This window comes from Prevotella veroralis (genome assembly GCF_018127765.1).
Classification (GTDB): domain Bacteria; phylum Bacteroidota; class Bacteroidia; order Bacteroidales; family Bacteroidaceae; genus Prevotella; species Prevotella veroralis.
The window spans coordinates 130,062-154,527 of the sequence record NZ_CP072330.1 but is presented as its reverse complement, the minus strand read 5'-3'; the positions used below and the strand labels follow the sequence as shown (position 1 = coordinate 154,527).

At 43.3% G+C, this 24,466-nt stretch carries 24 protein-coding genes and 1 tRNA gene; 10 read left to right on the top strand and 15 right to left on the bottom strand.

Annotation, left to right across the window (positions count from 1 at the left end; genetic code table 11):
• Positions 1-57: 57 nt before the first annotated feature.
• The 6 genes from J5A55_RS00670 to J5A55_RS00645 all read left to right on the top strand — a co-directional run bounded on the left by J5A55_RS00670 (position 58) and on the right by J5A55_RS00645 (position 5,324).
• Complete coding sequence (locus J5A55_RS00670) at positions 58-702, top strand: zinc-ribbon domain-containing protein (RefSeq protein ID WP_039851591.1); 645 nt, start codon at positions 58-60, stop codon at positions 700-702.
• 177 nt (positions 703-879) lie between these two features.
• A complete protein-coding gene (locus J5A55_RS00665; protein WP_004384572.1) occupies positions 880-1,872 on the top strand; it encodes a L,D-transpeptidase in 993 nt (330 codons plus the stop codon).
• Positions 1,873-1,876: 4 nt separating this feature from the next.
• Positions 1,877-2,638, top strand: a complete 762-nt coding sequence (locus J5A55_RS00660) for a L,D-transpeptidase (RefSeq protein ID WP_004384571.1) — start codon at positions 1,877-1,879, stop codon at positions 2,636-2,638.
• Between the two features lie 5 nt (positions 2,639-2,643).
• Positions 2,644-3,876 (top strand): nucleoside recognition domain-containing protein, encoded by a 1,233-nt coding sequence (locus J5A55_RS00655; RefSeq protein ID WP_004384570.1) that lies wholly within the window; start codon positions 2,644-2,646, stop codon positions 3,874-3,876.
• A gap of 73 nt (positions 3,877-3,949) precedes the next feature.
• Positions 3,950-4,020, top strand: a tRNA-Gln gene (locus J5A55_RS00650).
• Between the two features lie 74 nt (positions 4,021-4,094).
• On the top strand, positions 4,095-5,324 hold the full coding sequence (locus J5A55_RS00645; protein ID WP_039851589.1) for a glycoside hydrolase family 27 protein: 1,230 nt from the start codon (positions 4,095-4,097) through the stop codon (positions 5,322-5,324).
• Between the two features lie 283 nt (positions 5,325-5,607).
• Here J5A55_RS00645 and ahpC read toward each other — a convergent pair whose 3' ends face one another.
• Entirely contained in the window at positions 5,608-6,174 is a 567-nt protein-coding gene (ahpC, locus tag J5A55_RS00640; RefSeq protein ID WP_018910995.1) for an alkyl hydroperoxide reductase subunit C, read from the bottom strand.
• Between the two features lie 297 nt (positions 6,175-6,471).
• Between ahpC and J5A55_RS00635 the strand changes: the two genes are divergently transcribed.
• Positions 6,472-7,374: a hydrogen peroxide-inducible genes activator gene (locus J5A55_RS00635; protein ID WP_004384566.1), complete on the top strand. Its 903-nt coding sequence runs from the start codon at positions 6,472-6,474 to the stop codon at positions 7,372-7,374.
• 123 nt (positions 7,375-7,497) lie between these two features.
• On the opposite strand, the gene J5A55_RS00630 is transcribed toward J5A55_RS00635, so the two are convergent.
• The 4 genes from J5A55_RS00630 to rpmH all read right to left on the bottom strand — a co-directional run bounded on the left by J5A55_RS00630 (position 7,498) and on the right by rpmH (position 10,757).
• On the bottom strand, positions 7,498-8,496 hold the full coding sequence (locus J5A55_RS00630; RefSeq protein ID WP_004384565.1) for a D-alanine--D-alanine ligase: 999 nt from the start codon (positions 8,494-8,496) through the stop codon (positions 7,498-7,500).
• Between the two features lie 95 nt (positions 8,497-8,591).
• Complete coding sequence (locus J5A55_RS00625; protein ID WP_199879802.1) at positions 8,592-9,689, bottom strand: RluA family pseudouridine synthase; 1,098 nt, start codon at positions 9,687-9,689, stop codon at positions 8,592-8,594.
• Between the two features lie 6 nt (positions 9,690-9,695).
• Entirely contained in the window at positions 9,696-10,475 is a 780-nt protein-coding gene (locus J5A55_RS00620; protein WP_004384563.1) for a PASTA domain-containing protein, read from the bottom strand.
• Between the two features lie 126 nt (positions 10,476-10,601).
• A complete protein-coding gene (rpmH, locus tag J5A55_RS00615; protein ID WP_004354441.1) occupies positions 10,602-10,757 on the bottom strand; it encodes a 50S ribosomal protein L34 in 156 nt (51 codons plus the stop codon).
• A gap of 216 nt (positions 10,758-10,973) precedes the next feature.
• Here rpmH and efp point away from each other — a divergent pair, with 216 nt between their 5' ends.
• Positions 10,974-11,540, top strand: coding sequence for an elongation factor P (gene efp / locus J5A55_RS00610; RefSeq protein WP_004384562.1), 567 nt, complete (start codon positions 10,974-10,976; stop codon positions 11,538-11,540).
• A gap of 294 nt (positions 11,541-11,834) precedes the next feature.
• Here efp and J5A55_RS00605 read toward each other — a convergent pair whose 3' ends face one another.
• Together J5A55_RS00605 and J5A55_RS00600 are read right to left on the bottom strand one after the other, a co-directional pair.
• Positions 11,835-12,806, bottom strand: a complete 972-nt coding sequence (locus J5A55_RS00605) for a helix-hairpin-helix domain-containing protein (protein ID WP_039851587.1) — start codon at positions 12,804-12,806, stop codon at positions 11,835-11,837.
• A 54-nt stretch (positions 12,807-12,860) separates the two neighbouring features.
• Complete coding sequence (locus tag J5A55_RS00600; protein WP_004384559.1) at positions 12,861-14,222, bottom strand: sodium-dependent transporter; 1,362 nt, start codon at positions 14,220-14,222, stop codon at positions 12,861-12,863.
• A 71-nt stretch (positions 14,223-14,293) separates the two neighbouring features.
• On the opposite strand from J5A55_RS00600, the gene J5A55_RS00595 reads away from it, so the two are divergent.
• On the top strand, positions 14,294-14,686 hold the full coding sequence (locus J5A55_RS00595) for a VanZ family protein (protein ID WP_050755911.1): 393 nt from the start codon (positions 14,294-14,296) through the stop codon (positions 14,684-14,686).
• Here J5A55_RS00595 and J5A55_RS00590 read toward each other — a convergent pair.
• The 4 genes from J5A55_RS00590 to J5A55_RS00575 all read right to left on the bottom strand — a co-directional run bounded on the left by J5A55_RS00590 (position 14,646) and on the right by J5A55_RS00575 (position 18,375).
• Positions 14,646-15,143: a CYTH domain-containing protein gene (locus J5A55_RS00590; RefSeq protein ID WP_004384557.1), complete on the bottom strand. Its 498-nt coding sequence runs from the start codon at positions 15,141-15,143 to the stop codon at positions 14,646-14,648. The two genes, J5A55_RS00595 and J5A55_RS00590, sit on opposite strands and share 41 nt — an antisense overlap.
• On the bottom strand, positions 15,143-15,283 hold the full coding sequence (locus J5A55_RS00585; protein ID WP_004384556.1) for a hypothetical protein: 141 nt from the start codon (positions 15,281-15,283) through the stop codon (positions 15,143-15,145). Before J5A55_RS00585 ends, J5A55_RS00590 begins: the two co-directional genes overlap by 1 nt.
• A 105-nt stretch (positions 15,284-15,388) precedes the next feature.
• Entirely contained in the window at positions 15,389-16,507 is a 1,119-nt protein-coding gene (gene prfB, locus J5A55_RS00580) for a peptide chain release factor 2 (protein WP_004384555.1), read from the bottom strand.
• A 59-nt stretch (positions 16,508-16,566) separates the two neighbouring features.
• A complete protein-coding gene (locus J5A55_RS00575; RefSeq protein ID WP_004384554.1) occupies positions 16,567-18,375 on the bottom strand; it encodes an AMP-dependent synthetase/ligase in 1,809 nt (602 codons plus the stop codon).
• A gap of 435 nt (positions 18,376-18,810) precedes the next feature.
• On the opposite strand from J5A55_RS00575, the gene J5A55_RS00570 reads away from it, so the two are divergent.
• Complete coding sequence (locus J5A55_RS00570) at positions 18,811-18,966, top strand: hypothetical protein (protein WP_004384552.1); 156 nt, start codon at positions 18,811-18,813, stop codon at positions 18,964-18,966.
• A 226-nt stretch (positions 18,967-19,192) separates the two neighbouring features.
• Here the strand turns inward: J5A55_RS00570 and J5A55_RS00565 are convergent, their stop codons facing one another.
• From J5A55_RS00565 to dut, 4 genes are read right to left on the bottom strand one after another with little or no spacing between them, the layout of a single operon-like run.
• Positions 19,193-21,154, bottom strand: a complete 1,962-nt coding sequence (locus J5A55_RS00565; protein ID WP_004384550.1) for a murein hydrolase activator EnvC family protein — start codon at positions 21,152-21,154, stop codon at positions 19,193-19,195.
• Complete coding sequence (gene lolB1, locus J5A55_RS00560) at positions 21,155-22,063, bottom strand: lipoprotein insertase outer membrane protein LolB1 (RefSeq protein ID WP_004384549.1); 909 nt, start codon at positions 22,061-22,063, stop codon at positions 21,155-21,157.
• Complete coding sequence (locus J5A55_RS00555; RefSeq protein WP_004384548.1) at positions 22,060-23,796, bottom strand: tetratricopeptide repeat protein; 1,737 nt, start codon at positions 23,794-23,796, stop codon at positions 22,060-22,062. The genes lolB1 and J5A55_RS00555 overlap by 4 nt, the downstream gene beginning before the upstream one ends.
• Before the next feature lie 22 nt (positions 23,797-23,818).
• Complete coding sequence (dut, locus tag J5A55_RS00550) at positions 23,819-24,256, bottom strand: dUTP diphosphatase (RefSeq protein ID WP_004384547.1); 438 nt, start codon at positions 24,254-24,256, stop codon at positions 23,819-23,821.
• Between the last annotated feature and the right edge of the window lie 210 nt (positions 24,257-24,466).

Here is a 24,466-nt window from a genome sequence, read left to right as displayed (position 1 = left end):
ATAAGCTCTCTGAATAATTAAGTCACACATTTTTATAACCCTTAAACACCTACAACAATGTCACAAAAATTCTGTTCTAATTGCGGAGCACCTCTTTCTCCTGGTGCCAAACATTGCTCTAGCTGTGGAAATGCTATACCTTCAGAAAATACTGCACAGCCTTATCCACCTGTACAAGATGCGTATCAACGCCCACAATACACCCCACAGCCATCTGGCAATAACGACATGATCAAAGTCTTAATTGGTATTCTTATTGTCCTTGTCATGGCTGGTATCGGTCTTGGAATATGGCTTTTTGCAGGAAAGAGTAAGGAGCCTGTGTCACAGGAAACTGATGTACAACAAGAGACTATCAAAGAGATGAAGGCTTCAAACGACTCTATGAAGGCTTCATACGACCAACTGAAGAAGCAGATAGAAAAGAAGAGTAAGGAGCCAGCAAAGGTGCAATACGTAAAACAGAAACCAACTTCTGTTCCACCATCAGAGGCTACTCGTGTCGTTATCAATGGTGTTGGCGTGCGTATGCGCATAGGACCTGGAAAGGAATATGGCTTTTTGCAGTATTATAATGGCAAGGCTTACACAGTATCAAAGGGAACTTCTCTACCCTTCTTAGGGGCATACGGAAATTGGTATAAGGTGCTTTTCGAAGACGGGGAATACTATGTTTCAGCCGACTTCGCCTACCTTAGATAATAAAGAACATGATATTTATCCATCAAATAACTGCGGTCGGCAAGAACAAAAGATGCTCTTTCCGACCGTAATAGTATATATCTATCAGGAATAAAGGTCATCATTAGATTATTAAAACATGCTTCTTTCCATTCTTAGGAGGCATGAATAACATACTCAAAAAAGGTTTTATACAAAATGAGAAAGTCAATGTTTATGGGTCTTTTAGCAGCTCTAACAGCTGTATCTATCGTTTCTTGCGATGGGAAAAAGGACAAAGAGAACAATAACGAAGGGCAAGGTGCATCCATGAGCGTCAATGCCAATGGGCTTGCTGTTGCTAAAGACGACAAGACAGCAATAGAAGGTTTACCTTATTCAGGCAATGCTATCAAGGAAGAAGTAGTACTTGATTATGGCAATCGCACCATTCGTACAACGCCTGACACAAGCCTTAGCTTTAAAGATAAGGTCAAAGACAAGAAGAAACTCTTCATTGTTATGTCGAAGAAAGACTATTATCTCTATGTTTACGAGCCACAAGGTAAGGACACAACACTCATTGCTCGCTATGATTGTGCCTTCTCTTTGAAGAAAGGACAAAAGGAGAAAGAAGGCGATATGCGCACTCCGCATTGTACGATTGATAACCCTTTCCATGTTCAACAGATTGTGTCTGCCTCTAACTGGGAGCATGACTTCGGTGATGGTCGTGGTAAAATCAAGAGTTACGGGGACTATTTTCTACGTCTGAAAACGCCTGGGCACAGTGGAATAGGTATCCATGGAAGTACAAATAACCGTGAGAGTGTACCCGGAAGGGCTAGTGAAGGCTGCATAAGACTAAAGGATGAGGACATAAAAGACCTATCCGAAAACTATGCAACAGAGGGTATGAAGGTTGTTATCAAGGCTGAAAACGTAGACGATTACCCCTTTGAAATCCATGCAATGAAGCGTCAGAAGATTGAACGTAAGCGTCACTTCGATGCTACAAAGACATTGACCAACGAACAGATAGCAACTGCCACGGCAAAGACTGGACGTGTGAAGACTTCAGATAAGACAGAAGTAAAGGAAGACAAGAAGCCTGTCTCAAAAGAAGAATTGCGTATCGGTGGGGGGAAGATTCCTAATGAGAAAGGTGTACACATTGGTGGTGGGAAACTCACTGCACCAGAGAAAAAGTAAGAATATGGGCTTTTTAAGAAAGATTTTCATATTGTTCTCTGTTGCTTTCTGCCTTAGTATCGAAGCGCAGACACTCCCTTATTCACCCGACAACATCTGCGAGAAACAGGTGGTTGTGCATGGACTGAAAACGACACGGGCACCAGCTGATATCTCCATATCGCTCGGTGCAGAGAATAAAAACAACTGTTTCATCGTTATATCGAAGAAGGATTACTACTTATATGTTTATGAGAAGAGGTTAGATGACACTGTTCTTGTTGCAAGATACGATGCTTGTTTTGCAGTAAACAGGGGCAATAAGACTCGAATAGGCGACATGCGCACTCCGCATTGCACACCTTCTATTCCTTCCTTCAGCATATCACAGATATGTAATGCAGCCTCTTGGAAGCACGACTTCCGTGATGGTCGAGGCAACATATTGGCTTATGGTCCTTATTTCCTGCGTTTGAACATAGGGACGGGGAACCGAAGTATAGGCATACATGGCAGTACGAATAACAGAGAGAGCGTACCGGGATTAGCCAGTGAAGGCTGTATAAGACTGAAAGATGAGGATGTTCGAGACCTTCGAAACCGATATGCTTTTGTCGGGATGAAGGTGATCATCAAGGCAGAAGATGTCGACGACTATCCTTATGAGGTACGAGCGATGGAACAACTGGGCGAACCCCGACTGCGACACTTCCGTCCACAAACAATCAAAACATCAACAACAAACACACAAAAACAGCTTCCGCAAGGTGTACTTATTAAACAATAACAACAATGGTTCTTAACTATATCTGGATTGCACTATTTGTAATTGGCGTCCTCGTGGGCGTTATCAAACTTGTATTCATGGGTGATTACGATGCCTTACCAGCAATGATGGACTCCACATTCGAGGCTTCGAAGGTTGGATTTGAAATGACATTAGGACTGACAGGCACACTTACTCTATGGATGGGAATGTTGAAGATAGGCGAAGATAGTGGCTTGGTGCAACGCTTAGCCAACTTTCTTAGCCCTGTACTCACCAAACTCTTCCCTGATATACCTAAGGGACATCCTGCGTTGGGATCGATATTTATGAACTTCTCTGCCAATATGCTGGGACTCGATAATGCAGCAACTCCAGTGGGACTAAAGGCTATGCAGGAGTTACAAAGCCTTAATCCGAAGAAAGACACAGCAAGTAATCCGATGATAATGTTCCTCGTTTTGAATACTTCTGGTCTAACGATTATCCCCGTATCTATCATGGCTTACAGGGCAAAAGCAGGTGCTGCCGACCCGACAGATGTGTTTATTCCAATGTTACTCGCTACCTTGTGTTCCACACTCGTGGGACTTTTAGTCACGTCTATATACCAGAAAATCAATCTATTCAATAAGGCTATCCTCACCGCAGTGGCTGTTGTTGCAGCATTGGTAGCAGGACTCTTCACAGCAATTCATGGTATGGACACCGAACAAACGCAACATTTTTGTCGAATCCTCACCAGTTGCATTATGTTAGGAGCCATCATTCTCTTCATCTATGCAGGCTGGCGGAAGAAGTTGAACGTCTATAACTCATTCATAGAAGGAGCCAAAGGCGGATTCAAAGTGGCGGTTACTCTGATCCCTTATTGCATAGCCATCCTCGCAGCAGTAGGCGTTTTCCGTGCATCAGGAGCACTCGATATGTTTCAAGACACCATTAAAGCAGGTGTAGAAATGCTCGGAATGAATAGCGATTGGGTAAGTACTCTCCCTGTAGCATTGATGAAACCACTCAGTGGACCAGGTGCGCGAGGGATGATGTTGGAATGTTTTAACTCATTCGGAGTCGACTCTTTCATCGGACATACAGCCAGTATCTTACAAGGAAGTACGGACACAACCTTCTATATCCTTGCTATCTACTTTGGAAGTGTGGGTATTAAGAAATACAGATATTCAGTTGTTTGTGGCGTAATGGCGGACGTTGCAGGTATGATAGCAGCCGTTCTCTTCAGCTACTTCTTCTTTGCTTAATGCAAGAACATGGCAAAAAAGTAGGAAGAATATTTGATTATAACACACAAAAGCATTACCTTTGCACCGCAATTGTCCTATGGTGTAATGGTAGCACTACAGTTTTTGGTTCTGTCAGTGGTGGTTCGAATCCGCCTGGGACAACGTTGAGATCCGTGGATTCTACTTGAGTCTGCGGATTTTTTTGATTACATTAACAACCTAAATTACTATCTTTTATGAATTACCTAACAAGTAAACTCAACAAGACTTTTTTGTTTTTAACGATGTTATTAGGCTGTTGTTTGAACTCATCAGCAGGCAATCGTGACTCGTTAGCACTGACTCCTCCAATGGGATTCATGACTTGGAACAAGTATGGAGAGGATATTAACGAGCAATTAATACGACAGATTGCAGACAAGATGGTGGCTGATGGCTATGCAGATGCAGGCTATCAATACATCTTTATTGATGATGCTTGGCAGGGAGGACGTGACAAACGCAATAACATTATACCTGATCCTGTGAAGTTCCCAAGCGGTATGAAGGCTTTAGCTGACTATGTTCATAGTCGTGGATTAAAGCTCGGTATCTATTCGGATGCGGCTCCTTTGACCTGTGCTGGCTATACTGCAAGTTATAACTTTGAGGAACAAGACGCAAAGACCTTCGCTGAGTGGGGAATGGACTACCTGAAATACGACTATTGTCACGCTCCTTCTGATAGCGCAGTTGCCCACGAGAGATACAAACGAATGGGTGATGCACTGGAGAAATCAGGGCGAAAAATAGCTCTCGGAGTGTGCGAATGGGGACAACTCAACCCTGAACTATGGGCAAGACAGGCTGGTGGTTCGTTGTGGAGAATAAGCTATGACGTGCGAGATATGTGGAAGGACATAGTGAAACAAGGTGGTATGGGCATTTTAGACATCATCGACATCACCGAACCTCTTTACTCTTTTGCAGGTCCGGGGCACTGGAATGACATGGACATGCTGGTTGTTGGACTTGAAGGGAAAGGCGGTCCGTCAAGCGATTTAGGTGGTATTGGCTGTACATATACGGAGTATCAGACCCAAATGTCTATGTGGTGCATGTTCGCCTCGCCCTTGGCTATGAGTCACGATATACTCAATGAGAATGCAGCAACACGTCAAATCCTACTCAATAAAGAGATTATTGCCATCAATCAAGACGCTCTTGGCAAGGCTGCTCGGCTTGTTCAGCGCATTGGAGAGTGCCGTGTTTATCATCGTCAACTGACGAATAACCGACAGGCAATAGCTATTATGAATCCTTCAGACAAAGCTCAACGCATTAGCTTGCCCTTATCTTTCCTTGGCAAGAGTGCCAAATATGACTTTAGAGATGTTTGGGAACACAAGAACATATCGGTTAAGAAAGCATGGGAAGGTAAGTTAGAAGCCCACGAAACAAAAGTATTTATCATTACAGAAAAGTAATATTCTAACCATAAGAAAGGCTTGATACGAACTCGTATCAAGCCTTTTTTTATTGCAACAAATACTCCTTTAGAATCCGTCTTAACCATCTACAGGATTATTACAAGTGCTTTGGAGAAGTATTACAAAGCACTTGGAGAAGTATTACAGATGCCTTGTAATAATCTGGAGAGGCATGAATTGGATTAGAGAACATAAAGGAATGGAGGGATAAACACGATGTTTACCCCTCCACTGTCATATTTCATAATGTTTAGTCAACCTATAATCGCAAATGAGAGAATTAGATTTTACCAACGAGATCAATGCTTGGCTTCAATGTCTTTGCGCCTCTCGTCCATCTTGCTGGACAAACTTCTCCATCGTGAGTAGCGACAAATTGAGCTGCTTCAACCTTACGCACTAACTCTTCTGCATTGCGTCCTATGCTGTTATCTTGTATTTCTGCAACCTTGATACGGCCTTCTGGATCCACTAAGAATGTGCCACGATAAGCCACACCCTCATCCTCTTTGTAAACACCAAAGCCACGGCTCAATACGCCTGTAGGGTCAGCAAGCATGGTGTACTTAATCTTCTTGATGCTTTCAGATGCGTCATGCCATGCCTTGTGAACGAAGTGTGTATCGCAACTAACCGAGAATACCTCAACACCCATAGCCTTTAATTGCTCGTACTTATCAGCAAGATCCTCTAACTCAGTAGGACATACGAATGTAAAGTCAGCTGGATAGAAGAAGAACAAAGCCCACTTGCCTTCGATATCCTTGCTTGATACGCTCTTGAACTGTCCGTCTTGGAAGGCTTGAACACTAAATTCTGGTGCTAATGAATTGATAATTGGTTCCATATATGAATATACTTTAATTATGAGAAAATGTTTTGTTTCGTGATGCAAAGGTAGAATTTGTATTCGTTGTGACCAACTGATTATTTCTATCAGATGATAGAGAAAATCTATAAAGGACGTTAGGAGCATTGATAATGAAGTACTTACAGCGTGTTAGTAGTCGTCAATAATAATTGAGAATATTGATACCTATAAATCATGATTATCACTTGTTTTTAGATTTATTACAGACTAAGTCAATCCGAGTTCGGCTTTTTATTCCTATATTTGTTGCATTCTTTATAGCTCAATAAGACGATGACACTACAGCAATTAGAATATGTTATGGCACTGTATCGGCTCAAACATTTTGCCAAAGCCGCCGATGAGTGCAATGTAACACAGCCCACTCTGAGTTCGATGATACAAAAGTTAGAGAATGAGTTGGGCGTTAAGATCTTCGATAGAAAACAGCAACCCATACAGCCAACAAAGGCCGGTAGGGTGGTGATAGAGCATGCGTGGAAGGTTCTCACACGTGCAAAGAAACTAAAACAGACGATAGAAGAGGAGCAGAAAACGCTTACGGGAACCTTTGAAGTGGCTGTTTTGCCAACAATAGCACCTTATCTTATCCCACGATTCTTCCCCCAGTTGATGAAAGAACACCCTGAAATGGACGTGAGAATAACGGAGATGAAGACGGATGAAATGTGCCGTGCGATTAGAAAGGGGAATATTGATGCAGGGATATTGGCGCAGGTGAGTGGTTTGGAAGAGATGAATTGCACCACACTCTACCATGAACAGTTCCTGGCTTATGTAGCAAAAGAAGACCCATTGTACGCTTGTAAGTTCATACGACCAGCCGATTTGTCAGGAGAATACCTATGGTTATTGGACGAAGGGCACTGTTTTCGAGATCAACTTGTTAAGTTCTGCCATCTTAAATCGGCTTCATTGAGCAAGAAGAGTTACAATCTCGGGAGCATAGAAACCTTTATGCGCATTGTTGAAAATGGTAAAGGGGTGACCTTTATACCGCAATTAGCATTGCCACAACTCAATGAAGAGCAACGCAAACTGGTGCGTTCTTTTGCCCATCCTGTACCTTCACGTGAGATAGTTATGATGACTTCGCCTAACTTCATACGGCATACATTGTTGGAGATGCTGGTGAATCGCATCCGAGAATCAATACCTGAAGAGATGAAGAAATAGAGATTTTGAACTGACGAAAATAGACTTTTAGAAACGAAAAAGGCTGTATCAAATATCCAACAAACGATTGGAAACATTTGATACAGCCTTGTTCTTTATAGATAGAAAATGCGTTCTTGTGAATTACTTGAACTGATTTTCAACAATTTCACTCAATACTTCCTTGATATCTAAGCCTGCTGCACGCACCTGTTGAGGGATGAAACTGGTGGCAGTCATGCCTGGTGTGGTGTTAATCTCAAGCATATTGATAACATCATTGCCCTCTTTATCCTTCGAGATGATATAGTCAATGCGGATGATACCATTGGCATGAAGGATGTCATAAATGCGACTGGTTTCTGCTGCTACACGCTTTGCAGTGTCGGGATTGATACGTGCTGGGGTTATTTCCTGCACCTGTCCGTTGTATTTCGCATTGTAATCAAAGAACTCATTGCTGGTTACTACCTCCGTAGCAGGGAACACAATGGACTTATCTTTAGTCTTATAAACACCTTGCGAGATCTCTGTTCCATCCAAGAAACCCTCTATCATGACCTCATCACTCTCCATAAACGCAACGCGAAGGGCTGGTGCTAACTGGTCAATGTTCTTTACCTTTGATACACCAAAGCTACTTCCATCAGCGGCGGGCTTAACGAAACAAGGCATACCAAGACGTTTTTCGATTTCCTCCTCATTGTATTCTTCACCACGACGAAGCAATATGCTGTCTGCAACATTTACCCCGAAACCACGGAGATAATTGTTCAGAACGTACTTATCGAAGGTTAATGCCTCGACTAAAACGCTTGATGTTGAATAAGGAAGGTGTATCAAATCGAAGTAACCTTGCATGATTCCATTCTCGCCAGGGGCTCCATGAATGGTAATATACGCATAGTCGAACTCTATGTGTTTACCATTTTCGATAAAAGAAAAGTCGTTCTTATCAATAGGAGCAGATGTCCCATCCTCTAACTCAACGTGCCAATCAATGCCTTTAACATCTACGATATATATATTATAACGCTCCTTGTCAAAGAAAGAATACAATCCTTGTGCTGAATGCATTGATACATCATGTTCTGATGAGTCACCACCACATACGATGGCAATCGTTCGCTTCAAATCTTTCATTATACCTGTTTATTTAGTTCTATCTAACTGTTCCTGTCGTTCTCATTATGTTTTTGAGAGATAGAAACCTGTTTTACTTATTTTATCATGTACTATTACTGATTGTCAATGCCTGTATGACCATTGATAAACTCACGCCACTTCGTTATCAGTGAGGCTAAGTCTTGAGGCAAGTCACTCGTGAAATCCATTTGTTGACCAGTAACCGGATGGACGAAACCAAGGGTTCGAGCATGGAGTGCTTGACGATTACAAAGGGTCAAGCAGTTGCGTATGAAGGCTTTATAAGAGCTTGATCTCTGACCGCGAAGAATCTCAGTTCCACCATAACGTTCATCTCCAAACAGGGGGTGACCGATATGTTTCATGTGTGCACGAATCTGATGTGTACGTCCCGTTTCAAGTACACATTCGATGAGAGTTGTATAGCCGAAACGCTCAAGAACACGGTAATGGGTGACGGCAGGCTTGCCTATCTCTGAATCAGGAGGGAACACTGTCATGCGAAGTCTGTCCTTAGGATCACGCGCAATATTACCTTCTATACGCCCTTCATCAGCTGTTAGATTACCCCAAACGAGGGCATTGTAACTGCGATGGGTAGTCTTATTAAAGAATTGTTTACCTAATATTGTCTTCGCATCAGGGGTCTTCGCAATCACCAATAAACCGCTTGTATCTTTGTCAATTCGGTGCACTAAACCAACCTCTGGGTCGTTTGGGTCAAATGAAGGTAAGTCCTTCAAGTGCCAGGCAATAGCGTTAATCAATGTTCCATGAAAGTTCCCTGCACCTGGATGAACGACTAATCCTGCAGGCTTATTGACCACCATTAAAGCATTGTCCTCATATACGATATCCAACGGAATATCCTCTGCTTCAATGGTGTTATCATGCTTCGGTCTGTCAAGCATCAGTGTGATGGTATCCTCTGGGCGTACCTTGTAATTGCTCTTAACAGGTGCTCCATTCACATGAATGAAGCCCGCATCGGCTGCTTTCTGAATACGATTACGACTGGAGTGTTGCATACGTTCGAATAGAAACTTATCTATTCTCACTGGCACCTGACCTTTATCAACCTCTACACGGAAGTGTTCGTACAACTCGCCATCACCCTCTTCTGACTCTGTGGAAGTCAGTAAGTCATCAGATAGCTCATCGTCATATAGCATTTCCTCGTCCGTTCTCATCATTCCTTATTCTGTCGGTTTCGTTGATGAAGGGTCTGCAGGTAAACCTGATTGAGAGGACGACTTAGAACTACCAGAGCCTGACTTCCCTCGTTCATCCTTTATTTCATTGCCGTTCTCATTGACTGGTACTTCCACATACTCATATACTTCATCATACTTCGGACGCTTCTGCTCCACTTCTACATCTTCATATTCAGGCTCGTTCAAACCTGATGTATCAGTTATTTCTCGTGTACCATCTCCTACCTGTAAGACGATCACTGCATCAGCAGGTACACGATCGCCAGCTTGCACATGTTTGCCATTTACAAGAATACCATATATCCAGTCTTTCTCTCCTGGTATATATTCTGGCTCACCAACTTTGAATCCCATAGATAATAACTGGGCTTGCGCCTCACGCAATGAGTTATTGTCTATGATGTCAGGAATAACCAATGAAGGTGCACTGGCAGCGTTAATTGTAACATAGATAACGTGTGTGGACTTAACGCGCTTACCACCAACTGGAGATTGCTCAAGTATGCAATCAGGGGGAAGATCCTTAACATATCCAGTGTCGGTAACCTCTATCTTTAGTCCAACCTTGTCCATGATATCAACCGCATCATCGTATTGTTTATGAATAACGTTCGGCACCACGATGGATTCACCGTGTAAGGTATAGTAGTCAAGACCGAACCTAACTCCTATTGCCAACAATAGAACAAGTATCACGATAGCAAGGATATTGCCCCAGATATATGTGCTATTAAACTTATGGAAGAACTCTCTTGATGTCATCAATCTAATTAACTGACCTTAATAATAGATGCGGCAAAGGTAGACAAAAAAACGGAAAGAAGCAAAGATTACCCTCTACTTCTTTCCGCTTCTGCGCTAATTCCCTAAGGGGACAGCGTCTCGTTCTTACTTACCGTGATGTTCGTCAGAAACAGTTAACTTCTTACGACCCTTGGCACGACGTGCTGCTAATACGCGGCGACCGTCCTTTGTAGCCATTCTCTCACGAAAACCGTGCTTGTTTACACGACGACGATTGTGAGGCTGAAATGTTCTTTTCATTGTTCTTATCCTATTTTATTGTTATTATGCGAACTCTTTTCGACAGGATAAGACCTGTCGTTACGGGTTGCAAAATTACTTAATCTTTTTGAATTAACCAAAGAAACCATGTTTTTTACGCCTTTTATTTATGTTTTTCCTATAATTTCTGTAACTTTGCAGCGCGTTAGGTAGATGAAAAAGAACAAAAAGTAACAAATTAGATATTAGTAAATTATGATTAATTCACAGGAGATTAAGATTGGAACTTGTATCCGTCTTGATGGCAAGATTTGGACTTGTATCGACTTCCAACATCGTAAGCCAGGTAAAGGTAACACTGTCATGATTACCAAACTGAAGAATGTTGCAGATGGTCGAGTACTTGAGCGCACATTCCAGGTAGGTTTCAAGCTCGAGGATGTACGCGTTGAACGTCGCCCATATCAGTACCTTTATCAGGATGCAACTGGTTACATCTTCATGAATCAGGAGACTTTTGAGCAGATTCCTATCCCTAAGCACCAGATTACAGGTTCTGACTATATGAAAGAAGGTGACGTTGTTGAGGTTGTTACTGATACATCAGATGGCACAATCCTTCTTGCTGAAATGCCTGTAAAGACAACGCTTACTATCACTCACAGTGAGCCAGGTGTAAAGGGTAACACTGCAACAAATGCAACTAAGCCTGCAACACTTGAGACAGGAGCAGTCGTTCGTGTTCCATTGTTCATCAATGAGGGTGAGGTTATCCAGATTGATACTCGCGATGGTAGTTACCTGGGACGCGTTAACGCATAAGCATCTTCTGCCTCGCAAGAGATAAGAGAACGAAGTAGTTAAGGATTAATAGTATAGGAGATAAAGATCATTGAAAGGTTTTTATCTCCTATTTTCGTATATAATGGGCTAGCACATCTTCACTCCATAATCAGCTTATTGTACGAAGTTATTAACCACAGAACAAGAACTATTCGACCAACCACTCCAAAACTCGTCAGCTTCTTGAAGAAATATAGAAAGCATTTGGGAGAATCACATTCAATCATTTCTAGATTGAGAAAAACAACTGATTTCATAAGAGTCTATCCATTATTAAAACTCCACATAAGGGCGAAGATGATCAATAGCTTCGGCATTGAAGTCCTTTAAGAGTTGGAGTTGTGACAGACTGGTGAGCTTTCCTTTTAATCGACGATAGTCACAGATTGCCCGTGCCTGATAGAAGTTTATGTACGGATGACTGCGAAGCTTGCCCAAAGAAAGCGTGTTCAAGTTTAGCTTTTCAGGCTTAGGATTGACCACAGAGAAGTAAGGTAACGCCTCTTCGGGGAATCCCTCAATCTCAAGCAGTTGCCCTGTAGCAACATAACCACCTAATCGCTTGCCATAATTAACGATTGCCTTTGCCCACCCAGAGCCTATCCCTGGCACTTTCTTCAACTGATTTGTATCTGCAGAGACTAAGTTTATATGCTCGCCCAACTTTATTTTCAAAGGGTAAAGGACCGTATCTCGAGTAGAATGGACATACGGCTTGTACGTATTCGTTGCCTTATATTGTTCGTAAGCCTCATGTGCTGCTTGCTTATCTGCCTCCTTTTGCGCAATATAAGATTGTACAGAAGCAAGCGTTGAAGCAGGTTGATAATCGTCACCTATTCTTATATAAGGTTCTAACTCACGATACTGCTTGCGTGTAAGACCATAGAGACGGGCGAAATCCATCGGTGCTCGATATACACCGCCCTTACTTCTATATTTCAAGATATTACGCACCTGAAACTCAGATAATCCCAGTTGCAGCAATTCCTCGGCTGTTGCTGTATTTGGATCAAAGGCAAAAAGTCTCTTTCCTGATTCTGTCACTACCTCATAAGGAATGCCTTGTTGCGAACGAGCAGAATATCCTTTCCGCACCAAACTATCTCCGGCTACAGCTGAAGTTTCAGTCACTTGCTCACCAATAAAAACGGATGTGATAAGGCAGAGCATAATTAATATGACCAAACTAAGAATGACTTTCCGATCAGACCGTTGTAAATAAAAGAATGATTTAAGGCTCATAGCGTATTTATTATAGGTTTTCAATCAAGGTAAAGGTTGTCTGCTTATGTCTTCTCACACCACATTAAATTGGTGTAAGAAGATCATCAATATAGCTAAAGGACATACATAACGCACTAAGAAGTAATACACTCCAAAGAAAGTTCCACGTATTGTGCCCCAGTTCGTGAACTCATCTTTTACAACCTTCTTCGGTACATACCAACCCAAGAACAGGCAAGTTAACAAGCCTCCAACGGGTAAGAAGATTTGTCCAGTCACAAAGTCGAACACATCAAAGAGGTCACGACCAGCAATATTAAGGAACTTCCATTGTCCTAAAGACATCGAACAGAGGACTCCAATCAATGTGCAACAGCCCGTAACGATCATTGCTGCGCGCGAACGGGATATGTGTAACTCCTCTTGAAAGAATGCGGTACTCACTTCATGGAGCGATATCAGCGATGTAAGAGCAGCCAATGAGAGTAGGATATAGAAGGAGAATGAAACGAAATATCCTATTATTGGCAATCCACTGAACGCCTGTTCAAAAACATTGGGTAAGGTAATAAAGACGAGCGAAGAACCACTACCAGGATTGACCCCCACAGAGAAGGCTGCAGGAAAGATGATTAAACCTGCTAAAATAGCCACTAATGTATCTATAGAAGCTATCTGTACCGCTGAATTTAACAGCTTTGTCTGCCTACTATAATATGAAGCATAGGTACAAATACAGCCCATGGCAATACTTAAAGAGTAGAACGACTGCCCAAGCGCACCAAGAAATACATCCTTCGTAACCTTTGTAAAGTCTGGACGCAACAGGAAGTCAACACCTTTCCAGGCTCCTGGTAGCAAGCAAGCAGCCACTACTATCACCAACAAAAGAATGAATAGCACTGGCATCATAATCTTTGAAGCCCGCTCAATACCATTTCTTACACCATGAATAATCACATAATGCGTTATAAAAAGGATGACTATGACCCACAAGAGAGGCTTCCATCCACTTGTGGAGAAGTCTGCAAAGTAAGACTTAAAGAACTCTGGCGTTCCATGAAGGCTATTCATTGCTGATGCCGCACTGTATTGTAAGCACCAACCAGCCACTACTGCATAATAACCTGTTATTAGAAAGCCCGTGAGAACACCTAAGAATCCAACCCATTTCCACGCTGTCCCATTTGCCAACTTACTATAGGCACGAGCCGTATTAGATGCCGCATGACGCCCAATGATGAACTCACTAATCATACAAGGAAGCCCTAATAGAAGGATACAAGCCAAATATATAAGGATAAAAGCGGCTCCACCATTCTGCCCTGTCATATAGGGAAAACGCCAGACATTGCCTAACCCAACTGCACCTCCTGCTGTTGCAAGAATCATCCCCAGCTTACTTGCAAACTTAACTCTATTTGATTGTGACATAAAACTTTCTCTTTTAGATGGTACAAAATTACTAATAATTATCTACCTTTGTATCAATCTAGAAGTAAAATATGCTTTTTATGAAGAATTTACTAACTCATTACCGATTCAGTTGTACGTTTATTGTGATTATCTGGATTCTTTGCTTCATACCAATCCCCGATAGTCCATTAAGCCATGTGACGTTAATCGACAAGTGGACACACGCTGCCTTGTATCTAGTATTAGGTCTGCTCATATTGACGGAACAGCTCCGAGCAATGAAAAAAGCCAAACTCAGCAGCCTTATTTACTGGATCTGGCTCTTTCCAATAGCCATGGGAGGCATTATAGAAGTGTTGCAAGCCACCTGCACAGGCGGTAGACGCAGTGGAGAATGGCTCGATTTTGTCGCTGATGGGATTGGTTCTACCCTCGCATTGCTTATCGGTATTCTTCTGGCAAAGTATTACGCCAAAGGATAAAAGGGGCTCTCCGCATGTGAGAATTATAGAATCTACGATCGCCCGTAACCTCTTTTCCTATGAAATCGGGCTTTTCAAAGGCTTCATCCTCACGCTTCAATTCCACCTCCGCCATAACAAGTCCTTCGTTATCTCCGTGGAACTCGTCCACTTCAAACGTGTGTCCAGCATATTCAATAAGGTATCTATGCTTATCAATAACGCCTGGTTCGCATAGAGCCATAAGTTGTTGAGCCTCTTGATAGCTTATTTCTTTCTCAAATTCATAACGAGATAAGCCTCCATCACGCGATGGTCCCTTTATAGTAAGGTATCCCTTATTGTCTCGAATACGCACACGAACAGTATTGACAGCCGCAAAATAGCCTTGTTGTATATGACTACAACTGCTTGCAAGAGACTTCCAATCCATCCGCTTATGCACTAAGAACTTTCTTTCTATCTCCAGTCCGCTCATCAACTATTAACTGTTACAACAATTACATACGCTAACGTAAGAAGAATCAAGACTGCACCAATCCAAAAGACAACACGCTTTGCTTGCTTTTCTTGCTTCGCTTCACGAGCCTTACGGTTCACTTTACTTCTTTCACTCATAGGTATTCAATTTTAAAAGACCTACTTTTGTCGACACGACCTATTCGGTTTATCGAACAGCAAGCGGTCAAAGGTTCATATTATATAGGATAACTTTTTCACTCATCATTGCCCTTCAACGGGGAACTCCATCAAGTAGGCTTTAATGAAATCATCGATCTTTCCATCCATAACACCATCCACATCAGAGGTTTGATAGTTGGTTCGATGGTCCTTTACTCGTCGATCATCAAAGACGTAACTACGTATCTGACTGCCCCACTCTATCTTCTTCTTTCCAGCCTCAATCTTGGCTTGCTCCTCCATACGCTTCTTCATTGCGCGGTCATAGAGTTGCGACTTTAAGAGCTGCATAGCCTTTGCGCGGTTCTTAGGTTGGTCTCTTGTCTCTGTGTTCTCGATAAGGATCTCTTCTTGTTCTCCTGTATCAGGATCCTCGTACTGATAGCGTAGGCGCACACCAGACTCAACCTTATTGACATTCTGCCCACCGGCTCCACTTGATCTAAAAGTGTCCCAACTAACACGTGCGGGATCGACATATACCTCTATAGTATCGTCTACCAGTGGCGAAACAAATACACTGGCAAAGCTCGTCATACGCTTTCCCTGTGCATTAAATGGACTAACGCGAACGAGGCGATGGACGCCATTCTCGCTCTTTAAATACCCATAGGCATACTCTCCACCTTCGAACTTCATGGTCACACTCTTTATACCGGCTTCATCTCCTTCTTGTATATCTGAGATAGTAACCTTGTACCCGTGAGCCTCTCCCCAACGCATATACATACGCATGAGCATTGATGCCCAGTCCTGGCTCTCGGTACCTCCTGCACCAGAGTTAATCTTCATTACGCACTCCATCGGGTCTTCCTCTTGACGGAGCATATTCTTTAATTCAAGGTCCTCTATCGCTTTTAACGCTTTGTTATAAGCGGTATCAACCTCCTCTTCAGTTACGAGATTGTCCTTATAGAAGTCGAATGCCAACTGTACTTCATCAGTCAAACTGCGAGCCTCATCATAGCCTTTTATCCACTTCTCAATGTCCTTTACCTTCTTCATCTGCTCCTGCGCACGCTTCGGATCATCCCAAAAGTCGGGTGCTTGTGTGCGTAGTTGCTCCTCTTCGAATTCGATTCGCTTCTCGTCAATACCTAAGTATCTATGTAGTGCGTCAGTACGTTCTGTTATGTCTTTAAGCTGATCTGCTGTTATCATCGTTATACTTTTATTCCCTCAACTGTCTTCTTCTAACTCACAAATATAGGCTACTTGCCTTACTCTTCATACATCTTATCTATCACAGCCTGATAGTTTTTATTCACAACCGCACGTCTTAGTTTCAATGTGTTGGTCAATTCGCCACTCTCCATAGAGAAATGATGTGCCAATAAGGTGAAGTGTTTTATCTGTTCATAAGAAGCCAGTCTCTGTTGCAAAGTATCGATACGCTCGTGCATCATCTCATTCACTTGCTTATTTGCACACAACTCCTCACGACTCTCAAAGGTGATATTCTGTCGCTTAGCCCACTCCTCTAAGACTGTAAACTCGGGGACAATAAGAGCTGAAACAAACTTCCGCTGATCGGCAATAACAGCTACTTGTTCGATAAACTTATCAACTAAAAGCATTGACTCTATCATCTGTGGTGCTACATACTTACCATTAGATGTCTTGAAAAGATCCTTTATTCTCTCCTTCAAGAACAACTCTCCATCCTTCAGATAGCCCGAGTCACCTGTATGGAAGAACCCTTCAGCATCGAAGGCTTCGGCATTTAGAGCCTCACGACGGAAGTATCCGGGTGTAATCGTGTCTCCTTTGAGCATCACCTCACCCTCATCACTAATCTTAATCTGTATGCCTTCGATAGGACGACCTACCGAACCAACCGTGAAGGGCTCGCCCTTATGATCGCAACTTACCGTAGCAAGGCTCTCTGTCAGTCCATATCCTACTATCATATCAATACCAATGCTATGTACAAACTCCTCCACCTCTGGCGACACGTATGCACCTGCTGTTGGGAAGATATTAGGGTTCTCCAATCCTAACTGCTTACGCACCAAACTGAGAATAGTCCTGTTTAGCACTTTATATTCCATCTCTAATGCAAGAGGGACACGCTTTCCACGAGCCAGATAAGTGATATTACGTTTCCTACCAACGTTCAGTGCATGATAAAAGAGCTTTCGCTGCATTGCACTTGAGCTTTCCATGCGGGCTTTAACAGCAACATATACCTTCTCCCAGAAGCGTGGTACAGCCGACATACACGTTGGATGAGTCTCTCGCATACTATCTTGTATCTCCTTCGGATAGGTATTCACAATCAGTTGTGCACCTTCCGACAAACACAGATAAGCCCATCCTCGTTCAAAGACATGCGTCAATGGGAGGAAATTGATCACTCGATCTTTCTCAGTAACAGGTACACACTTGTTATTAGCGACCAAAGCTGCATGATACATCTTATATGTCAAGACTACGCCCTTGCTCTCTCCTGTGGTTCCACTAGTGTATAGTATGTTACAAATATCATCGTAGTTAGCCTGTTGCCAACGCTCTTCTACCTCCGATTGACGTGGTAAACCTTCACCTAATCTAAGGAAGTCTTCAAAGTAGATACTATTTGGATCATGCGAACTAATGCGTACACTTGAGTCGAAGATGATTATCTTTTCAAGCGAAGGACATAGCGTTGCGATTCGATGTGCCTTGTCGTACTGCTCCTGTTCACCAACGAAAAGATACTTAACGGCAGCATCTTGAATCATATACTGTATCTGCTGCTCGGAGCTGGTAGCGTAGAAAGGAATACTAATTACCCTCACGCCATAAGCACCAAAGTCCGTGTACAGATACTGAACACAGTTCTGTGCAAACACACCGATGGTCTCCTGCGGATTCATTCCTAAGTTTAGTAAAGCATTGGAAACCTGCTTTACACGCATAGAGAACTGATTCCATGAAATGGTTCTCCACTCCAAACTACCGAAGTTACGGAATGTCAATACTGGTTTAGAGCCGTATTTCTTGGCTTGCTCATGTATAAGAACGGAGAGATGACAGTTTGTTTGCATTGCTATTGGTATTTTTTTATACTCGCAAAGATAAACATTTATCTGCAAAGAAGGAAATAATTGGATAATAAATTATATTTCCTTCGCTCGCAGTATTCGAACGATTAAGGTTGAGAATAGAACAATTAAGTTCTGAACAAGAACATATCTCTTATACACTTAGAGCCTCTCTCTAAATCAAAAGGATGATGAGATAAAGTTGACGAGTTAACAAGTTAATGGCTAAACGAGTTATTTATTCTGTCGGGCGTAGTACCACAAAGTAGGGACAGACGCCCTCGTCTGGACCCCCCTCCCAGCCTCCCCTAAGGGGAGGAGTACCTAATGATAGTTGGTTAGGATAGATATTTCCAATCAGAGATAATTCCTCGAAGTAGGGACAGACGCCATCGTCTGGAAACCCCACCCAGCCTCCCCTAAGGGGAGGAGTGCCTAATGGAAGTTAGTTTAGATGATTCTTTCTATCCAAATGGATACCACAAAGTAGGAACAGACGCCCTCGTCTGTCCGAAACATCCTTCTTTCATAGCGGACAGACGAGGGCGTCTGTCCCTACTTTTTACCACTGTTTTCAATGGAGATAGGCAATAGATAAAAACAAAGAGAGCCTTTCCTTCATGTGAAGAAAGGCTCTCTTCATATCAAGGAAACGCCCGCGTCAAATGGAAGAGGGCGTTTCCTTCTATACACTCCATGTATTCCTGCTAACAAGGCACTGCCTCATCACCCCCGACACTCGTACCTAACATGGCACACAACCTCGTTCCGTTAGGCACATCCCCTCCCTTGAAAGGGCTTAGGAATACATTACCTTATATTATCTTAACCACTGCTCTGGATTCAACTTAGCCGTCTCTTTACGCAATTGGAATTGGAGGATACCACTTGACCCGACCGTTCCGATTGTCTGACCAGTACCAACTTTCTGTCCTCGACTAACGCTGACAGAACCTAAATTGGCATATACCGAAATGTAAATACCATGTCTGATCATCACGACACTCATTCCTCCTGCCATAAAAACACCGCTCACCTCGCCCATAAAGACACTGCGGACGGCACTTCCGGGAGCACCTTTAATGTTGATACCATCGTTATGCAGGCGTACATTCGACATCCCCGCTACATTGTATTGACCGAAGTGACTAACGATGTGACCCGATAGTGGCATTGGCAAACGACCGCGGTTATTGGCGAAGTTACCGGTCATTGCACGGTCGGCAGAGCTTAACATCTCATTGTTATTATTAGCTGACGCCCTTGCTGCTGCAGCCTCTCTCTCTGCTCGCTCGTGGTCGGCTGCAGCCTTACGTTCGGCAGCTGCACGGTTCGATTCAGCCTCGCGGGCAGCCTGATCAGCACGTGCTTTATCGGCAGCAGCCTTTGCCTCAGCCTTTGCCTGTGCTTCACGAGCAGCAGCCTCACGCTCTTCAATCTTGCGCAAAGCTCGCTCACGAGCAGCTGCACGCTCCTTTTGCAAGGCTTCCTGACGTGCCTTTTCTGCTGCAGCACGCACAGCTTCCGCCTTTGCAGCCGCCTCTTGACGTGCTTTCTCAGCTGCTTCTGCAGCAGCCTTAGCCGCTGCCTTCGCTGCAGCTTCACGTGCTTTTGCTTCTGCTATACGCTTTGCATTCTCACGCGCAGCCGCTTCTGCAGCCGCTTTCCTGCGTGCTATCTCCTCCGCCCGCTTCTTAGCTTCAGCTGCACGAGCGGCAGCTTGCGCCTTAGCCTCTGCTATGGCACGAGCCCGAGCCTTCTGTATTTCTATCTGAATAAGGCGGTCTATCTGTGCATTCAACGCTTGTTGCTGTTGGCGGCGTTGTGCTATCACACCTTCAAGAACCTTTTGGTCTTGTTGAAGAGAGGCTACAACCGTCTGCTGTTCAACACGCTTCTGCTCCATTTGGGCATGTATCTTCTTATCCTTATAGAGTAAGGTAGACTTATCAACGCGCACCTCCTTCAACTGAGTATGCTTCTGATCGATTTGTTGTTGTTTAGCTTTTATCAACTCACCTTGTGCCCTCTGATAAGCTGCATACTCCCGAACGAAACGCAAACGACGATACATTTGCGTCAAACTATTGGCTGAGAAGATGAACATAAGCTTATCTTGAATGCTACGATGGCGTGCCATGTAACGCATGGAACGGATGAAACGAGTGCGACGCTCGCCTAATTGTGCCTCTAAAGACGCTAACTGACCTTTCAATATACCGATGTTACTGTCCAAGCCTTTGATGTCTGTGGCGATAGTATCAATCGTTCTCTGATGCTGACCAATCTCTGTATCGAGGCGAACGATCTTCTCCAATCGTGTATCAACATCCTTTTGCTTGACCTTCATCTCCTCTTCATGCTCCTTAATCTCCTTTTGCAACTTCTGATTCTGCTGTTGCAAACCTTTGATCTCTTCGGTGGTTACATATCCAGGAGACTTCACTTTGTGCTTTACGTTACGCCCGTTACGAGGATTCACCTTGCCGTGTAAAGGTTGTTTCGCAGGTATTTGAGCAGCCTGTTGCCCCTTTGCTGGAATTGGTTGATGCCCTTTTACAAGCACAGGACGTTGCCCTTTTATAGGAGTCTGTTGTGCTTTTACGGATTGTTGATGCCCTTTCGCCGATGCTTGCTTCTGCTCTTTACCAACAGAAGGCTTGGCTTGTACGGGTTGAGTTACAGCCGTTTTCTGCTGCACCTTATGCTTTTTAGTATGTTGCGCATAGCTTGTCAACATACCCATTGTCGATAATAAGAATAAAAGATAAAGACGTTTCATTTAAAAGTTCATTAGTTTGCCGAGTATCTCTTCCACGCTTACTTTAGTGTACTTATCTGATGGTTGGGTAAAAGCCTCCCAACCGCTTGCATCGCTAAAGTCGTTTAGTTCAAATGTAGCCGATAGTTCCTTAGCTGGTCGCGAACCAATAGCTGGAGTTTTGATTGTGACTGAATGTGTAGCAGGGAACATCTTTGAGCCAAAGGGCTTGAAGTCTCTATAAAGCCAAGAGAGTTCTGATGTTCCATGAGTTGAGCTCTTATACGTTATAAGAGTGTTGTAGATGTAACGGTATTCAGCGGGTATTACCCAGTCATAAGACATCTTCCCATCCTTCAAACGGATGTGCGCACTACCATCAACTTCCCACCTTTTGGCATCAACAGAGAACTTCGACATATCAGCCTCTGCAACTCTTTGCTGACGAGGAATGAATAACTGGTTCCAAAACAACGCTTGGAGGGTATAGAAGTTAATACCATTATCGCGCAAGAAGCCCACTTCATCGTAGCTTGCCTTTACGTATTGCTTATGGATGCGGTCGATGAAAAGAACGTAATCTTTCGTAAACTCAATGCGTCCCACTTCACTGCGAAGGAGCGGAATAAGCAGTTGTAAGCGTATAACCTCATCCTTCCTCATGTGCAAGATACCGGGAACTGTGATGTCCTTGCGCCCATTGTTAATAGTAAAAGAGAGGTTTGACACCACGTTCTTTTGGTAGAGAGCCAAGTCAGCAATATTCTGCACAAAGGCTAACTTATACTTCGTGGAATCAACTGACGCACGAGGAGTCTCGCTGGGAGTCGTCTTCAAGACTGGTTGTTGCCTTACTATGGCTTTATGTGTACCGCACGATGCCAACACTAAAGTTGCCATGCTTGCAAGTAATATCTTAGTTCTTTTCATCCTGCTATGTATTTCTTTTGTTGTAACTTATCCTTCAATACTTTGCTATCATTGCCTTTCTCTATTGCTTTCTGCCAATACTCCAATGCTTTCTGTGTATCGCCAGTTTTCATATAGATGTCTCCCACATGCTCGAGCACAACCCCACTTGGGTCTTTGTCATTGCGTAGTACCTGATCAATGTATATCTTTGCCTCCTCATAACGTTGCTGTTGGAAGAGAATCCAAGCGTAGGTATCAAGGTAAGTAGCGTTATTGGGCTCTGCTTTTATCGTCTTGTAGCTCATCTGTTCAGCCCGTGGAAGGTCTTTATTCGCCACACTTAGATAGTAAGCATAGTTATTCAGAGCACCATAGTTATCCGCTTTCCACTTTAAGCAACTATCGTATGCTGCGAAGGCTTCAGACGTCTTTCCTTTCTCATGAAGGATATCTCCAAGGATTGCATAAAAGTCTGACACAATCTCTGGATCACTATCTTCTTTTATTTGTCCTACACCTTTCTTAAATGTTTCAAGTGCCGCATCAATGTCGTGCTTTTGGAACTCTGCCATGCCTTTGAAGTAATAGAAAGCCATCTCATCAGGGTTATATTCAATGGCAGGGCGGCATATCTCTATTACCTTATCATAATCTTCTGTTGCCCAGATATTCTGTATCAATGCCAATCGAGCACGTGAGTTATCGGGTTCCACCTCAATGGCTTGTTCGTAAACATGATTAATCTCTGCTTTAGGCATATTCTTCATTGCCATATAAGCAGCTTTCATCATAATCAAGTCCGCATCCTCTTGTTTCGTAGAAAGTGCCAGAGAGAAGAGACTCATGACCTTTGCACTATCGGAGATATTCGCTTGTTGGTCACTCGAAATGATGTCTCTTAGGAGTGTCATCTTCGTCTCTTTCTCTGTCTTAGGAGACTGTAGTAATTCGTTGGTAAGCTCATCTACGGTTGCTTGATCTTTAATGGAACGATAGTAATCAAGCATTGATAGCTTTGCAAGTGCATTATTGGGTTCTTCCTTCAAAACACTCTTATACTCCTTTAAAGCATCGTTCTTCTTACCATTCTGCAGTAGCCAATTACCGAACATCACACGATAGTCAAGCTCAAGCGGGTGCTCATCAACGAGCGACTTTAGCGATTCATACTCCTTCTTCTTATCGCCCATCTGCTCGTAAATCTGCATCTTACTCAATGAGATCTGCTCGCTACTCCCCTCAAGAACTTCTATACGATCAAGGACGTTAATCATCTTCTTGTAGTCGTTTTGAGAGCCGTATAACTGAAGGAGAAGTTGCAAGACATCAACGCGAGTCTTATTGGAGGAGTACAAAAGCTCGTATGCTTTTATGGCATTCGGATAGTCTTTCTGCGTGATATATAACTGTCCGAGCTTCTCTTGATAAGTGGCATTCTCTGGATCCAGTGACGCTGCCTTCTCAAAGTAAGTACGCGCTAAAGCATCGTTCTTCATATTGACATAGTAGCCAGCCAACTGATAGTAAACCGCTGCCGAGCGTGGATTCAAGTCATGTGCATGCCTAAGAAGATCGTAAGCAGCCGTTAGATTTCCCATTTCCTGCTGTCGAAGCCCTTCGAGATAGAAGTAGTCTGCAATGGTAAGACTATCCTTCTCTGCTGCTTGTGTAGCCACCGAGCCACCCAGCAAAGCCAATGCAAGAAGTGTATTACGCATGTTAGTGGTTATATATCTAAAGTTATCAAACATGAGATCTATCCTTTCCTTTACCTTACTTTACCCCCGTATGACCATAACCGCCTTCTCCTCTCTCTGTCTCGTCAAGCTCTTTAACTTCCACGAACTCCCCCTGCTCGTGACGAGCAATGACCATTTGGGCAATCCGCTCACCATCGTTAATGGTGAAGTCATCAGCTGAGAAGTTCACTAACAAGACCATTATCTCACCACGATAATCAGCATCTATGGTACCAGGAGAGTTCAGAACAGTCAGTCCATGCTTCAAGGCTAGACCACTGCGAGGGCGTACCTGCACTTCATAACCAACTGGCAAAGCGATATGCAAGCCTGTTGGAATGAGCCTGCGCTCCATTGGGTGCAACACGATTGGGGCTTCAATATTAGCACGGAGATCCATCCCCGCGCTCTGAGAAGTAGCATAAGCAGGGAGCTGCTGATGCCCTTTATTGATTACTTTAATCTTTATCATCGCTATATAATAAGGTACAAAATTAAGCAATTAATGCCACATTCATACATTTTTAGTACGTAAAAAGATGGTTTTTAGCCAATTTTAATTACTTTTGCGAATGCCTTTTCGGGGCATAACAAGCGGATAGATGCATTGTAGAACATCTATCGCTCTATTGCAAACATTCAATATTCAACACCCTTAGAAACATGTCATTAGCTTCAAACC

What these genes read in the sequence shown, in the direction of transcription:
- J5A55_RS00665 (WP_004384572.1), top strand. Translation starts at nt 880, where the DNA reads ATGAGAAAGTCAATGTTTATGGGTCTTTTAGCAGCTCTAACAGCTGTA.
- J5A55_RS00655 (WP_004384570.1), top strand. Translation starts at nt 2,644, where the DNA reads ATGGTTCTTAACTATATCTGGATTGCACTATTTGTAATTGGCGTCCTC.
- J5A55_RS00565 (WP_004384550.1), bottom strand. Translation starts at nt 21,154, where the DNA reads ATGAAACGTCTTTATCTTTTATTCTTATTATCGACAATGGGTATGTTG.
- efp (WP_004384562.1), top strand. Translation starts at nt 10,974, where the DNA reads ATGATTAATTCACAGGAGATTAAGATTGGAACTTGTATCCGTCTTGAT.
- J5A55_RS00660 (WP_004384571.1), top strand. Translation starts at nt 1,877, where the DNA reads ATGGGCTTTTTAAGAAAGATTTTCATATTGTTCTCTGTTGCTTTCTGC.
- J5A55_RS00670 (WP_039851591.1), top strand. Translation starts at nt 58, where the DNA reads ATGTCACAAAAATTCTGTTCTAATTGCGGAGCACCTCTTTCTCCTGGT.
- dut (WP_004384547.1), bottom strand. Translation starts at nt 24,256, where the DNA reads ATGATAAAGATTAAAGTAATCAATAAAGGGCATCAGCAGCTCCCTGCT.
- rpmH (WP_004354441.1), bottom strand. Translation starts at nt 10,757, where the DNA reads ATGAAAAGAACATTTCAGCCTCACAATCGTCGTCGTGTAAACAAGCAC.
- prfB (WP_004384555.1), bottom strand. Translation starts at nt 16,507, where the DNA reads ATGATAACAGCAGATCAGCTTAAAGACATAACAGAACGTACTGACGCA.
- J5A55_RS00595 (WP_050755911.1), top strand. Translation starts at nt 14,294, where the DNA reads ATGCTTTTTATGAAGAATTTACTAACTCATTACCGATTCAGTTGTACG.
- J5A55_RS00625 (WP_199879802.1), bottom strand. Translation starts at nt 9,689, where the DNA reads ATGAGAACGGACGAGGAAATGCTATATGACGATGAGCTATCTGATGAC.
- J5A55_RS00635 (WP_004384566.1), top strand. Translation starts at nt 6,472, where the DNA reads ATGACACTACAGCAATTAGAATATGTTATGGCACTGTATCGGCTCAAA.
- J5A55_RS00575 (WP_004384554.1), bottom strand. Translation starts at nt 18,375, where the DNA reads ATGCAAACAAACTGTCATCTCTCCGTTCTTATACATGAGCAAGCCAAG.
- J5A55_RS00570 (WP_004384552.1), top strand. Translation starts at nt 18,811, where the DNA reads ATGGAAGTTAGTTTAGATGATTCTTTCTATCCAAATGGATACCACAAA.
- J5A55_RS00620 (WP_004384563.1), bottom strand. Translation starts at nt 10,475, where the DNA reads ATGACATCAAGAGAGTTCTTCCATAAGTTTAATAGCACATATATCTGG.
- J5A55_RS00630 (WP_004384565.1), bottom strand. Translation starts at nt 8,496, where the DNA reads ATGAAAGATTTGAAGCGAACGATTGCCATCGTATGTGGTGGTGACTCA.
- J5A55_RS00600 (WP_004384559.1), bottom strand. Translation starts at nt 14,222, where the DNA reads ATGTCACAATCAAATAGAGTTAAGTTTGCAAGTAAGCTGGGGATGATT.
- J5A55_RS00605 (WP_039851587.1), bottom strand. Translation starts at nt 12,806, where the DNA reads ATGAGCCTTAAATCATTCTTTTATTTACAACGGTCTGATCGGAAAGTC.
- lolB1 (WP_004384549.1), bottom strand. Translation starts at nt 22,063, where the DNA reads ATGAAAAGAACTAAGATATTACTTGCAAGCATGGCAACTTTAGTGTTG.
- J5A55_RS00555 (WP_004384548.1), bottom strand. Translation starts at nt 23,796, where the DNA reads ATGTTTGATAACTTTAGATATATAACCACTAACATGCGTAATACACTT.
- J5A55_RS00585 (WP_004384556.1), bottom strand. Translation starts at nt 15,283, where the DNA reads ATGAGTGAAAGAAGTAAAGTGAACCGTAAGGCTCGTGAAGCGAAGCAA.
- ahpC (WP_018910995.1), bottom strand. Translation starts at nt 6,174, where the DNA reads ATGGAACCAATTATCAATTCATTAGCACCAGAATTTAGTGTTCAAGCC.
- J5A55_RS00590 (WP_004384557.1), bottom strand. Translation starts at nt 15,143, where the DNA reads ATGAGCGGACTGGAGATAGAAAGAAAGTTCTTAGTGCATAAGCGGATG.
- J5A55_RS00645 (WP_039851589.1), top strand. Translation starts at nt 4,095, where the DNA reads ATGAATTACCTAACAAGTAAACTCAACAAGACTTTTTTGTTTTTAACG.